General features: G+C 38.2%; 11 protein-coding genes. 2 read left to right on the top strand and 9 right to left on the bottom strand.

Going from position 1 to position 13,330, the window contains the following annotated elements; translation table 11 throughout:
* Positions 1-14 precede the first annotated feature (14 nt).
* From OSO01_RS05020 to OSO01_RS05005, 4 genes are all read right to left on the bottom strand, one after another.
* The gene (locus tag OSO01_RS05020) at positions 15-830 is read right to left on the bottom strand and encodes a carbohydrate ABC transporter permease (protein WP_246145053.1); all 816 of its coding nucleotides are present in this window, start codon (positions 828-830) and stop codon (positions 15-17) included.
* Complete coding sequence (locus OSO01_RS05015; RefSeq protein ID WP_147209294.1) at positions 827-1,765, bottom strand: carbohydrate ABC transporter permease; 939 nt, start codon at positions 1,763-1,765, stop codon at positions 827-829. The genes OSO01_RS05020 and OSO01_RS05015 overlap by 4 nt, the downstream gene beginning before the upstream one ends.
* Positions 1,762-2,877 carry an ABC transporter ATP-binding protein gene (locus tag OSO01_RS05010; RefSeq protein ID WP_147209293.1) on the bottom strand — a complete coding sequence of 372 codons (1,116 nt, stop codon included), beginning with the start codon at positions 2,875-2,877 and terminating at the stop codon, positions 1,762-1,764. Before OSO01_RS05010 ends, OSO01_RS05015 begins: the two co-directional genes overlap by 4 nt.
* 243 nt (positions 2,878-3,120) lie before the next feature.
* Positions 3,121-3,513, bottom strand: coding sequence for a hypothetical protein (locus tag OSO01_RS05005; RefSeq protein WP_147209291.1), 393 nt, complete (start codon positions 3,511-3,513; stop codon positions 3,121-3,123).
* A gap of 385 nt (positions 3,514-3,898) precedes the next feature.
* Here OSO01_RS05005 and OSO01_RS05000 point away from each other — a divergent pair, with 385 nt between their 5' ends.
* Positions 3,899-4,372, top strand: a complete 474-nt coding sequence (locus tag OSO01_RS05000) for a DUF1307 domain-containing protein (RefSeq protein ID WP_147209290.1) — start codon at positions 3,899-3,901, stop codon at positions 4,370-4,372.
* A gap of 197 nt (positions 4,373-4,569) precedes the next feature.
* A complete protein-coding gene (locus tag OSO01_RS04995) occupies positions 4,570-5,034 on the top strand; it encodes a DUF1307 domain-containing protein (protein ID WP_147209288.1) in 465 nt (154 codons plus the stop codon).
* Positions 5,035-5,088: 54 nt separating this feature from the next.
* On the opposite strand, the gene OSO01_RS04990 is transcribed toward OSO01_RS04995, so the two are convergent.
* The 5 genes from OSO01_RS04990 to OSO01_RS04970 all read right to left on the bottom strand — a co-directional run bounded on the left by OSO01_RS04990 (position 5,089) and on the right by OSO01_RS04970 (position 13,298).
* On the bottom strand, positions 5,089-6,918 hold the full coding sequence (locus tag OSO01_RS04990) for a glycoside hydrolase family 13 protein (protein WP_147209286.1): 1,830 nt from the start codon (positions 6,916-6,918) through the stop codon (positions 5,089-5,091).
* A 4-nt stretch (positions 6,919-6,922) separates the two neighbouring features.
* Positions 6,923-9,343 (bottom strand): glycogen/starch/alpha-glucan phosphorylase, encoded by a 2,421-nt coding sequence (locus tag OSO01_RS04985; RefSeq protein ID WP_147209284.1) that lies wholly within the window; start codon positions 9,341-9,343, stop codon positions 6,923-6,925.
* 202 nt (positions 9,344-9,545) lie between these two features.
* On the bottom strand, positions 9,546-10,979 hold the full coding sequence (gene glgA, locus OSO01_RS04980) for a glycogen synthase GlgA (RefSeq protein WP_147209282.1): 1,434 nt from the start codon (positions 10,977-10,979) through the stop codon (positions 9,546-9,548).
* Between the two features lie 14 nt (positions 10,980-10,993).
* Positions 10,994-12,166 carry a glucose-1-phosphate adenylyltransferase subunit GlgD gene (glgD, locus tag OSO01_RS04975; protein ID WP_147209280.1) on the bottom strand — a complete coding sequence of 391 codons (1,173 nt, stop codon included), beginning with the start codon at positions 12,164-12,166 and terminating at the stop codon, positions 10,994-10,996.
* Positions 12,156-13,298 carry a glucose-1-phosphate adenylyltransferase gene (locus OSO01_RS04970; protein WP_147209278.1) on the bottom strand — a complete coding sequence of 381 codons (1,143 nt, stop codon included), beginning with the start codon at positions 13,296-13,298 and terminating at the stop codon, positions 12,156-12,158. The genes glgD and OSO01_RS04970 overlap by 11 nt, the downstream gene beginning before the upstream one ends.
* Between the last annotated feature and the right edge of the window lie 32 nt (positions 13,299-13,330).

Here is a 13,330-nt window from a genome sequence, read left to right as displayed (position 1 = left end):
TTTATTAAATTCATCTATTTTAATGCTCCTTCTGTTAAACCACGCTGGAGCTTTTTTTGACCTAAAAATAAAAGAATCAGAGTTGGAATAATAACGATGACAGCCCCTGACATAATCATCCCCCAATCATTCATCTGTTCTTGCGATTGTAATTGCCTTAGACCGATCTGTACGGTTCTTACACTGTCATTAGTCGTGGCTAACAATGGCCATAAATACATATTCCAGGAGGTTAAGAAACCATATACTCCCAGTGTTATCAAGCTTGTTTTCGCTACCGGCAGGACAACTGTTAAATAAAACTTCACCTCTCCCATTCCGGCAATCTGACTAGCTTCACGCAGTTCCTTGGGAATCTGTTTGAAATTCTGCCGTAATAAGAATGTTCCAAAAGCCATTGCAAAGAACGGAACCGTCAGTCCGGTATATTGATCAATCCAGCCAAGGTCGCGAATTGTATGGAAGTTTGGAATAATCGAAGCCTCAAACGGTACCATCATGGTTGCAATAAAAAGATAGAACAGGAAGTCCCGGCCTTTAAATTCTAAAAAGACAAAAGCATAGGCTGCCAAGCTGGATAAAACCAGCTGACCAATCATGATAATAATTGAAACAAATAAGCTGTTTATTACATAATGCATCAGCGAGAACTGTTCAAATGCCCGACGATAATTATCAAGTGAAAAAGCAGAGGGAAAGCTCCCTGTCATAATATCCTGATTCGTCATAAAGCTCATCACCACTGCCATCAGCGTCGGCATAAAAACAAGAAGAGCTGCCGTACTTAATAAAAAATAGGTCACGATTTTTCGTCCTAAAGGAATTCTCACTGGTAATGAACCTTCCTTTCTCCTAGTTTAAATTGAATAATCGTCATAATCAGGATAATAATGAACAGAATAATCGCCTGCGCACTGGCAGAACCAAATTGATAATTTGTAAAAGCCTCCCGATAAATAGAGTAAACAATAAAATTCGTTGCATTTTGCGGACCGCCCTGTGTTAAAATATCCACCTGACCAAACGTTTGAAAAGCATTAATAATCGTTACCGTTACAACAAAAAACAAGGTAGGCGAAAGCATTGGAATGGTAATTCTTCTTAATTTATAAAAATACCCGGCACCGTCCACATCTGCACTTTCATATAGATATTTATCCATTGACTGCAATCCTCCCAGCAATATCAAAAAGGTAAAGCCAATATTCATCCATATCGTTGTCACAGATATTGCAATCAATGCCCAGGAAGGATCTGTCAGCCAGCTGATTTTCTCCAATCTAAATGTATCCAGAATAATATTTAAAAAGCCGATTGTCGGATGAAATAAGTACAGCCAAAATACAGATGCCGCTGCTACAGAGATTCCCATTCCAGAGGAAAATATCGTCCGAAAAAAACCAATTCCTCTCAGCTTCTCATTCGCAATAATTGCCAAAAACAGACTGACAACAATGGTCAACGGAACAGTATAAAGCACAAACAGAAATGTAGACTTTATACTTTGCTGGAAAATACTTGATTGAAACAGTGTTACAAAATTATCCCATCCAATAAATACGGTTGGGGCCCCGCTCGCGTCTGTTAGAAAGAAGCTCAAATAAATAGTTCGAAGTAACGGATAGAATAAAAATACAGAGAAGAGCACGATAGACGGTAAGAGAAAAAGCATACCCTTGATAAATTGCTTGTAGCGATGTTTCCGTTTCGTCTGCTCAAATAAAATATAATCCTCTTGTGATAATGTAGCAGCTGCCTCCGTCATATAGCCTGAACCTCCTCCTGACTATTGAAGCTGGCCGGGCGGACTAATTGTTTCGTTTGTGCATCAAAGAAGCTGAGGTGCTCCTCAGATATATAGACCTTTAGCTGATGACCTGCCATAATATCCCACTGACCTGGCCATTTCGCCGTCCATAATTCCCCATCAACATCAAAAGCAAGAGTTGTCTCATTTCCTAATTGCTCTACATTGACCACTTCCAGAGAATGTGTTGCTTCATGATGCGTTGTCGGCTGAATATGCTCCGGTCTGATTCCAACTACAATATCCTTATGCTCCTTCAAAGCCTCCTGGAGTATCGGTCCTACGGGGAATGACAATGTATTATTTATAAGAAAACAGGATGTGTTCTTTACCTCTGCTTTGCCAATATTCATTTTAGGAGAGCCAATAAAGGACGCTACAAATAGATTTGCCGGCTCATTATAGAGCGTGATAGGCTTCCCGACTTGTTGAATTTCCCCATCATTCAAGACCATAATCCGATCCCCCATAGTCATTGCCTCTACTTGGTCATGCGTTACATAAATAAGTGTTAATCCCAGCTGCTTTTGCAGCCTTCTAATCTCTACACGCATCTGCGCACGTAATTTTGCATCTAAATTGGATAACGGCTCATCCATCAAGCAAAGCGGTGCTTCACTTACAACAGCTCTCGCTAACGCAACACGTTGACGCTGTCCGCCTGAAAGCTGGCGCGGCTTTCGATCTAAAAAGTCTGATAGTCCCATCATTTCAGCTGTTTCTTTCAGTCTTTTTTTCTGCTCTTTTTTGGAAACCTTTTTTGCCTGTAAACCAAACAGGATATTCTGTTCCACTGATAAATGCGGATACAGCGCATAATTTTGAAATACCATCGAAAGATTTCTGTCTTTAGGCGGCAGATGATTGACTATCTTTTGATTCATTTTTAAGATACCATCTGTCACATTCTCCAGTCCCGCAATCATCCGCAGTAATGTACTTTTTCCTGATCCGGAAGGGCCAACTAAGACAAAGAATTCACCCTTCTCTATGGTGAAGTTAATTTTCTCCAATATGTTCTTCCCTGCATGATAAGACTTTGTAATATCTGTTAACTCGATATAGCTCATTCTCTTCCTCCCTTCATTCAAATTCATTAAAGCATAAATTTTTTGTAAAACTGAGAAATTTACCAAATCCACACCGATACTTCGTCTACCATTCAAATAACTTACAATAACTTAATAAAATTCACATTTATTAAAAATCGAAAGGAGAAAAATCATTTTTGTATAAATGGAAAATAAAAATAGAGATTTTCAGGGGAGCATTTATCTCTGCCCTGAAAATCTCTATTCCAATAAATTATTTGTCTATTTTAATGTTGTTTTTAACTTCTTAAACCGTTCATCCAGCATTTCATGAGCATTAGTTTCCTGTGTTTGAGAAGCCTTCGCCGCATAACTGGCAAAATTAAGCCCTGCTCCGAATATCTGTAAAGCACCATCCCCAAGATTTCCATTTTTCAAATCCTCTATACCGTCTCTAAGGAAATTATTGCTTTCATCTAAATGACAGTCAAAGACCTCTTTCTTTCCTTCACTGGAAAGCTTTAAGTTTTCTAGTATTTTATTTGTTGTTTCCTCTGATATACCAGCGTCAACGTCCATTAACATATCATTAATTGGTTCCACAAGCTTTGCATAAATGCTGTCGTACTCCTGACAATATTGCTTAATTTGTTCTCTGCGTTCTTTTGCTTCCATTATTGTACCTCTTTTCTTTTTTTGCAGAATCAAAATATGATGTAGCTGCAATTTCCAGCAATTACGTCCTGATGAATATGAATACCTTCGTGCTGCAGCACACTGTTTCACAACAGAATAATAGAGAAATACTCTTCCCTATTTTAACATATTGATTACCAATATGCTTAAATGCCATACGGATAAGCTATATTGTAAACCTTACACTAAATAATATTCAAAATACCCCGAATTTCATAACAAACATCCAAAAAAAGCAAATAACCGCTACTTCCAACGCAGGATAATAGTCCAATTCTTTATTTTTTCTCAATTTCACTTTGACTTTGCTCGTTTAATTCGATAAGCTAACTATAGTAAAAAACGGATAGGAGAAAAGACTATAATGAAAAAAACAGCTTTTAGAATTAGTGGACTATTATTTTTATTGATTGCTACTTTAGGATTGGCAGCTTGTGGATCTGAAGAAACAGTTACCCTTAAAGGGGATCAAATGGGAATGAGCATGGAAGTTACACTCGATGCTAAAGATGATGAAGTAACACATCAAACTGTCAAAACAGACATACCTTATACTACTATGATGCTTGAATCAAAAGAAGAAGCTGAAAAGATGGATGAAGAAATTCGTGCAGAACTCGAGCCATTTGAAGATATAGAAGGCATCGAAATAAAGATTGAATATGGAGAAGATCAACTTACACAAACTATTTCTGTTGACTTGACAACTGTTGATATGGAGGAGCTAAACAGCGTCCCTGGTGCTAGCCTTCCAGCAATTGAAGATGATGAGTATATCAGCTTAGAAGAAACTGTTAAAGAATTAGAAGATGCAGGACTGGAAGTAGTAGAAGAATAATATAATTGAACCGTGCCTAGTGGCACGGTTTTATTTTGCTTTCAATCTATTTTCTGTACTCCAATAAAAAATATTTTATATTTTTCTTCCAATAATGCTCTAACACCATCCTTCTATTACCTACAGAAAGCTCTTTTGACTTTCCAGTTTTAATCCGATACGATTAGCTTAATTACATAAGAACAGGAGAAGCGAAAATGGGAAATAAAAAAACCTTCAAAATGACTGGATTTGTTCTCTTGCTTATTTCCTTTATAACTTTAGCTGCATGCGGATCAAATCAAGAAACAGTAACGTATAAATTAGAGGAAGGGGCTAACTCTATTGAAGTAACTTTGGTTACCAAGGATGAAGAAATCGTTGAGCAGTCTAGTATGAGCAAAACCTCTTATGAAAGTATCAGGGGCATAGAAACAAAAGAAGATGCAGAAGCTCTAATTATCCCTACCGCAGAACCTTTACAAGGAATTGACGGTTTGGAATATAACCTCGATTTTCAGGATAATCATTTTATTGAAACGATTAAAATTGATTTCTCTACCGTAGACACATCCGAGCTGTCGGGACTTAATGAGCTTTTGGAAAATGAAGAAGGTAATTTAAATTTGGAAGATGCCATAGAATCCTTGGAAGAACAGGGCTTTAAAAAGATAGAAGAATAAACTTTAAAGCAGAATGCATCGATACGTCTCCATGCACTCTGCTTTTTTGCTCATCTATATTTTTCCTGTTACAAAAAAATCACTTTTGCCATGGACTGTTAAATTATTGAAAATACCCTTTATTACTTCATCCGTTAATGGCACCTCGCGCAAGAATTGCAGGTCGTCAAAATGGCAGGATTTTTCTGCATCATGGGGATTGATAATATAGATGGTATATTCATCATCTGTAAAACGAAGCATTCCCAATACATCATCCGTATGGAAAAGAACAAAATCACCATATTTTAATGTGTTATTCTGTTTTCTTTCAGCTATCCATTTTTGGCAATGCTTAAAAATATCTGTATCCATATCCTCCCAAGGGAAGAATTTGCGATTATCTGGATCCTGTTCTCCTGTGAGACCAGCTTCGTCTCCATAATAAATACAAGGAATCCCCGGGGCAATTAATAAAAAGCTCAACGCAAGCTTCAGTCTTTCCTTATCTTCTCCCAGAAATGTATAAATTCGTTTCGTATCATGTGTACCAATATTATTTAGATTATTAAAAAGAACATCCTTTGGATAATTTTCATGAAGCTGCGTCAGCCTTTGGCAAAGCTCCTGTGGAGACTTTTCCAATTGCAGCAGGTCTAACACTGTATTCCGGAATGGATAATTCATCACGCCATGCAGATGATTTCCTAAAATATACTGTCGCCGCTTTTCATAGGCAATTTTATTCGAAGCGTCCTCCCAGACTTCGCCGATAAGTACTTTTTCCGGATATTGGTCCAGCTTATGACGAATACCTGAAATAAATTCATCCGGAAGCTCATCCGCAACATCCAAACGCCATCCATCTACACCCAGCCTGCTCCATTTATCAATGACACTGTTGTCATCCTGGTAAATATAATCTTGAAATTCTTTGTTTGACTTATCTACTTCCGGGAGATCATCAATTCCCCACCAGGATGCATACTTATCAGGATATTCACTGAAGCTGAACCATGGATAATACGGACTGTCCAGATTCCGGTATGCTCCCTTGTCTTCTCCATAAGTACCGTCATAGTTGAAATAGATACTGTTTCTTCCAACATGGCTGAATACACCATCTAAAATAACATGGATACCTTCTTCATGAAGATCTTCCATGATTTCCCGGAATAACGCTTCATCACCGAGCATCGGATCCACCTTCATATAATCCGCTGTATCATAGCGATGATTACTTGCTGCCTGAAAAATCGGATTCAGATAAATTGCATTGATACCTAAATCCTTCAAATACGGTATCTTCTGTCTGATTCCTTCTAAATTCCCGCCATAAAAATCCCAGCGCAGAATTTCACCCTTAGACCCGCGTACATACATCGGAGTATCACGCGTATCACCATAGATAAAACTGTTCCGCTTCGGTTTATTTACCTTCCCGTCTTGATTTCCGTTATAAAAACGGTCCGGGAAAATCTGATAAAATACAGCTTCGCGATACCAATCCGGCGTCTGTTCTTCCTTTTCAAAACAGGTTAATTGGTAGGGGATAACCTCGTGCTGTTCCTGGTATAGCCAGCCCTCTCCCTTGACAGCTGACGCTCCCCAATATGCCGTTAATTCTCCGCCATGATCATCCTTCCACTTCACAGAAAAATAATAAAAATACAGACCCTTTCCTTCATGAGGTGTGTAGATACAGGAGAACCGATTGTCTCCTGTATCCTTCATCTGATATTTTTCTTCGCCTTGACTTCCATTTTCTTTTCGAATAATAAATTGTGCTTCTATCACTTGATTTTCATGGATATCCATCTGAAACGTAACCTTTTCTTCTTGCTGTACAGCTCCAAATGGATTTTTATAATCACTTATCCACGAATTATAATAAACATGCGGCATAATACTATCCTTTCTCAGTAACAAATGAATCTTTCGGTTCTATTTTCCAAATATCCTCAGCATAACGGCGCACTGTCTCATCGGACGAAAATCTGCCTCCATTAGCAATATTGATTAAGCTCATTTTCTGCCAGAAGATCTGATCTCCATAAGCTTTATCAATTTCCTCCTGTGCCTTTACATAGGAATCAAAATCACGCAGTAAGAAATATTCATCATTATACTTAATGAGTGAATCAAAAATTTCCCGTCCTTCATAAACGATATTTGGTATGGTTCCATCAATAAATGCATTTAAAACACGGCGGATAATTGGATTTTCATCATACAGCTGATGCGCAGAATACTCCTGATTCTCATAATATTCATAGACCTCTTTCTCTGTGAGACCGAAGATATAAATATTATCATCACCGACTGCATCTCTGATTTCTACATTGGCACCATCCAGCGTAGCAAGTGTAATAGCGCCATTCAGCATCAGCTTCATATTACTTGTGCCGGAAGCTTCTTTAGATGCAAGAGAAATTTGTTCACTGACATCTGCTGCCGGGATAATTTTCTCCGCTAGGCTGACATTGTAATTTGGTAAGAAAACAATCTTAATACGATCTTTGATATCAGAATCATTATTAATTAAATTAGCTGCTTCGTTAATACACTTAATGATTACTTTTGCATAATGATAGCTTGGTGCTGCCTTTGCTCCAAAAATAAATACACGCTTTTGCATATCTAAATCCGGATTTTCTTTTATATCCTGATAAAGCTTGATAATATGCAATAGATTTAACAGCTGGCGTTTATATGCATGCAGTCTTTTAATTTGCACATCAAAAATAGCATCAGCAGAAACTTCAATTTCCGTTGTTTCCAAAATATAATCAGCAAGCACCTGTTTGTTTATTTTCTTTGCTTCAGCTAATTTTTCTAAAACGGCTTGATCCGATTGATAGTTCATCAGCAACTTTAGATCTCCAGAATCCTTTCTCCATGTCTTTCCAATCGTCTCATCTAATACGTTTGACATTGGTTCATTCACAATCTGTGACCATCTGCGCTGCGCAATTCCATTCGTCTTATTATTAAAACGGTCTGGATAAATAATATAAAAATCATGCAAAACAACAGATTTTAATAAATCCGAGTGCAATTTTGCCACACCATTAGTGCTATGACTGCCAATAATAGACAAATGCGCCATATGAACCTGTCCATTACGAATAATCCGGGTGCGCTCTACCAAATCATGCGGATGCAGCTCCCGCATCGTCTGTACATAACGTGCATCAATCTCTTCAATAATTTGATACATACGCGGCAATGTGCGCCGCATTAAATCAATCGACCATTTTTCCAATGCTTCCGCCATAATCGTATGATTTGTATAACTCATCACTTTCCCTGTAATATCCCAGGCCTGCTCCCAGGATAAATCTTCTTCATCAACCAAGATACGCATCATTTCCGGCACACATAGTGCAGGATGGGTATCATTAATATGAATAGAAATATATTCGCTGAGATTAGAAATTGGCTTTTGAACCCGTTTCTTATAGTGGCGAATTATACTCTGGATTCCTGCTGATACAAAGAAATATTCCTGTGTAAGACGGATTAAACGCCCATGTTCATTGGAATCATCCGGATAAAGAACAGCTGTTAAATCCTCCAACTCTCTTCGTCCCTGGATACTTTGGTATTTATCCTCTTCGGAATCAGGAATTTCCACAGACCATAGCCGCAGTGTATTCACCACATTATTCTCATAGCCCACCATTCCTGTATCATAAGGAACTGCCCGAAGAATTCGTTCATTCTCGTATACCGGTTTTAATTTTCCTTCTATTGTTTCTGCTAAGTACACACGCCCGCCGACGCGAACATCGACAGCTTTACTTTCTCTACGTATCTCCCATATATTCCCGCTTTGCAGCCACTCATCCGGAAGCTCGACCTGATAGCCGTCCACGAAACGCTGCTTAAAAAGTCCGTAATCATAGCGTATTCCATTCCCATTTCCCGGAAGACCACAAGAAGCAATCGAATCCATAAAACAGGATGCTAATCGTCCAAGACCACCGTTTCCTAAAGCCATATCCTTTTCCACTTCTGCCAGGCTGTCTAATTCAATACCGAGATCTGTTAAAGCTTCTCTCGCTGTATCCAGCAATCCCAAGTTCAATAGATTACTTTTCAACATCCGGCCAGGTAAAAATTCAATTGAAAAATAGTATACCTGCTTTTTATGTTTATCCACATAATACTTCCATGTATCTCTCCAAGCATCCGAGTAACGTGCTTTTACCAACGCTCCCAATGCATAGAAAATTTCCTGCTTGCTTGCATCCTCCAGCTCCATTGCATAGTTCTCTCTCAGCCTCTGCTTCAATTCTTCTTTGAAAACTTCCTTATCTAAAGCCATGTATTAAGCCTCTTTTCTGCATATCTAAGTTCAGCTGCAAGCATTTCTTTTAAGAAATCAAAATTCAAACCAGCATTTCACTTTTTTCTTAAAAAAGCTGCTTATTCCACTTAAACTAATGCTGTTATGTGTTCATCCTAATCTATAAGAAGGTGTTCAAAAAGCTCAAGATATAATACACACTGAACTTTTTGAACACACTCTATCCATATATTTCTTGGTAAAGCGAGTAATACTGCCCACTGGATGTTTCCCAGCTGAAATCCTGTGACATTGCTCTATGCATAAGGTTTTTCCATACATCCTGCTCGTCCTGATAAACATGCACTGCTTTTTTCAATGCTTCCATCATGTAGTATGGTGTAAATAAGGAAAAACCAAACCCTGTGCCTGTTTTTTCAACAGGATTATATGGTTCTACTGTATCCTTGAGTCCACCTATTTCATGGACTACCGGCAGGGTTCCATAACGCATAGAAATCAGCTGTGATAATCCACATGGTTCAAATTTAGATGGCATCAGAAACATATCAGATCCGGCATAAATCTTTTGCGCAAGTGTCACATCAAATGTAATATTTACTGCACACTTATTCGGGTACCATTCCGAAATTAATCGAAAATGATGTTCAAATGACGGATCTCCTGTTCCCAGCAGAACAAACTGAACATCATATTGCAATAAATTCTCTAATTCTTCCAGAACAAGATGAAAGCCTTTCTGATGTGTCAGACGGCTGACAACTGCAATTAGCGGAACATCTTCCCGTACAGGCAGCTCCATTAATTCCTGCAATTCTTTCTTGCAATCTTTTTTGCCTTGTAAGCTGGTTAAAGAATAGTTAGATTTCAACGCCGGATCTGTTTCCGGATTATTAATCTCATAATCTATTCCATTCACAATGCCGGACAGTTTTCCTTGCTCCTGCCTGAGAATTCCCTCTAAGCCATTACCGAATTCAGAGGTTTGGATTTCTCTTGCATAGGAATGGCTGACAGTATTCACCTTATCTGCATATACAATACCTGATTTCAAAAAGTTAATGTCATTTTCAAAACGAATTGTTCCATCATGATACTTTCTGTCACCGACTCCAAACAAATCAGATAGCACTTCCGGGTTGTATCGCCCCTGAAATTCTATATTATGAATCGTCAACACTGTTCGAATAGATTGATATGCTTCCACCCAGTGATATTTTTCTTTCAGGAGAAATGGTACCATGGCTGTATGGAAGTCATTTACATGGATAATATCAGGAATATAATCGACTGCTTCCATCATCTCAATCAGTGCAAGCTGAAAGAAAGCAAAGCGTTCTCCATCATCATAAAAACCATATAAATCATCCCGGTTAAAATAATACAGGTTATCAATAAAATAATAGGTGACATTGTCCATGTCTAAACGTTCAATACCACAATATTGATTTCTCCAGCCTACATCTATGGATAAAGAGCCTACATGCTCACAGCGTTCTCTGAATGCTGCCGGCATCTTTTTGTGAAGTGGCAGCACAACTGCCACTTCTATATCTTTCTTTGCTAATTCCTTTGGTAGCGCACCAATTACATCTCCGAGACCGCCTGTTTTGAAAAACGGTGCACATTCCGCACTAGCAAATAATAATTTCATATATATTTTCCCCCCTATCTCTCTATATCGCTGACTGCTACCCCATTTGCGAGGATATCATTGGTTACATGCTGATATTTTTCAATAACAACCGGATTTTCTCTCGTTCCGATTATCTGTACCCCCGGGTCCACTACCACTTCTTTATCCAGAATGGCATTTTGGACCCTGGCGCCAGCACATATTTTTGCACTCGGCATAATGATAGAGTCGATGACTTCTGTTCCTTTATCCAACACTGTTCCACGGGATATGGAGGATCCTTCTACCTTACCTTCAATAATGCATCCTGTTGCAAACTGGCTGTTATTTACTTCTGATGAGTCTGAATAATATGTTGGAACTTCATTTTTTAATTTGGTATATATTTTTTGATTAGAGTAGAGAAGAGAACTGAATTTTTGTTGGTTAAGCATATCAAGCGATGCATTATAGTACGAGTTGATGTCAAAGATATTACTTAGATAACCCGTGTGTTCATAAGTTGAGCTTTTTACAGTATGAATTTTTTTGCGAAGAAAATCTTGGATGTCGGCTGGGGTTCCCTCCTGTTGGCCTTCTTTCAATTGCCGGATCAGCCAATTTGTCTGAACAATATAAATATCCATGCAGAGATTCTCCTGATCTGCAGTCTGCAAATGCTCCATATACGGACGCACTTCGGTAATCTGACCATTTTCAGTCAAGGATAATACTGCATCTGTCTGGCATATTTTTTCAGATTCAACTTTTTTATAAACAACTGTCATTTCATTGTTTTGCTGCTGGTGAATTTTTAAAACGGCACGCAGGTCAATATTACAAATCATTTTACTGCTCATATAAACGGTATACTCTGATTTAGATTTTTCCAGATAATCAATCAGTGGACGGTAATAGCTTTGATTATGTGCTTTTAATTTCAAGAAGTCCTGGTAAAGATGAATAAAGAAACGGTTATGCACGCCATCTAAATTCCATTCTTTTCCCCCGCCGATATGATCGAATACAGATTGTGTTTCACCTTCATTAAAAATCATATAAACTGTATTTATATTTGCATTAACAATACTGGAAAGCGGGAAATCAATCAGTCTGTATTTACAAGCAAATGGTAATGTTGCTAACGGTCTCTCATTGGTTAAAGGAAGTAAAGCGTTATAGCGTTGAATATTCCCTAAAACAGCACAAATTTTATTAGTCCTCATCCATCGTCACTCCAATCACTTCAGAATAACCTACTACTCCTATATCTTCCGTTCCATCGATTACTGTATTATCTCCGACAACTGCATCTTCTCCGATAATTGCCCGGTGAATACTTACATTTCTGCCAATACTTGCTCCCGGCATAATAAAGCTGTCTGTAATTTGCGATCCTTCTTTTACCTGCACATCATTTGATAGAATACTATTTTTAATACTTCCTGCAACATAGCACCCATCAACAATTAAAGAATCTGTCACGGACGCAGTGTCTGTTAAAAAGTTTGGAGGTGAAATTGTATTTCTAGAATATACGCGCCATGATTTATCCCGGATATTAAGATTCATCTCAGGATTAATAAATTCCATATTTGCTTCCCACAGGGAGTCAATTGTTCCAACGTCCTTCCAATAACCATCAAAGCGGTAAACAAATACGTTCTCACCACTTTCCAAGTAAGAAGGAATAACATGCTTTCCAAAATCCAGCATGTGATCGTCTTTGGAATAACTGCTTAATAGAACTTCTCTTAATCTGCTCCAATCAAAAATATAGATTCCCATTGATGCGAGGTTACTTTTTGGATTCTCGGGTTTTTCTTCAAACTCAATAATACGGTCGTTTTCATCTGTGTTCATGATTCCAAAACGGGAAGCTTCTTTTTCAGGGACTTCCAGTACTGCAACAGTTAATGAAGCCTCATTCGCTTTATGCGTTTCCAGCATCTCTTCATAATCCATCTTATAAATATGATCTCCAGATAACACAAGCAGATATTCAGGATTCATCTCATCGATATAAGCAATATTCTGATAAATAGCATGAGCTGTACCTTCAAACCATTTACCGCCCTCTGAACCGGCGTAAGGCTGAAGAATTGTCACACCGGAATTAATTCCATCAAGTCCCCAGCTTGTCCCATTATCTACGTGGTTATTTAATGCCAACGGCTGGTACTGTGTCACAACACCTACATTTTTTATCCCAGAATTAGCGCAATTACTTAGAGTGAAATCAATTATACGATACCTTCCTCCAAACGGAACAGCAGGTTTAGCAATATTTTTTGTTAATTTCCCCAATCGTGACCCTTTTCCTCCTGCAAGAATCATTGCTAGCATCTCATTTTTCATATACGCGGTGAAAGCAGCCTTTCACCTGTCCC

The organism is Oceanobacillus sojae (genome assembly GCF_007991515.1).
In the GTDB taxonomy this organism is placed as follows: domain Bacteria; phylum Bacillota; class Bacilli; order Bacillales; family Amphibacillaceae; genus Oceanobacillus; species Oceanobacillus sojae.
This window is presented reverse-complemented; position numbering and strand designations above follow the sequence as displayed.

Excerpts from the sequence above, each read along its gene's own strand:
- OSO01_RS05015 (WP_147209294.1), bottom strand. The coding sequence starts at position 1,765 with ATGACGGAGGCAGCTGCTACATTATCACAAGAGGATTATATTTTATTT.
- glgA (WP_147209282.1), bottom strand. The coding sequence starts at position 10,979 with ATGAAATTATTATTTGCTAGTGCGGAATGTGCACCGTTTTTCAAAACA.
- OSO01_RS04995 (WP_147209288.1), top strand. The coding sequence starts at position 4,570 with ATGGGAAATAAAAAAACCTTCAAAATGACTGGATTTGTTCTCTTGCTT.
- OSO01_RS04990 (WP_147209286.1), bottom strand. The coding sequence starts at position 6,918 with ATGCCGCATGTTTATTATAATTCGTGGATAAGTGATTATAAAAATCCA.
- OSO01_RS04970 (WP_147209278.1), bottom strand. The coding sequence starts at position 13,298 with ATGAAAAATGAGATGCTAGCAATGATTCTTGCAGGAGGAAAAGGGTCA.
- OSO01_RS05010 (WP_147209293.1), bottom strand. The coding sequence starts at position 2,877 with ATGAGCTATATCGAGTTAACAGATATTACAAAGTCTTATCATGCAGGG.
- OSO01_RS05005 (WP_147209291.1), bottom strand. The coding sequence starts at position 3,513 with ATGGAAGCAAAAGAACGCAGAGAACAAATTAAGCAATATTGTCAGGAG.
- OSO01_RS04985 (WP_147209284.1), bottom strand. The coding sequence starts at position 9,343 with ATGGCTTTAGATAAGGAAGTTTTCAAAGAAGAATTGAAGCAGAGGCTG.
- glgD (WP_147209280.1), bottom strand. The coding sequence starts at position 12,166 with ATGAGGACTAATAAAATTTGTGCTGTTTTAGGGAATATTCAACGCTAT.
- OSO01_RS05000 (WP_147209290.1), top strand. The coding sequence starts at position 3,899 with ATGAAAAAAACAGCTTTTAGAATTAGTGGACTATTATTTTTATTGATT.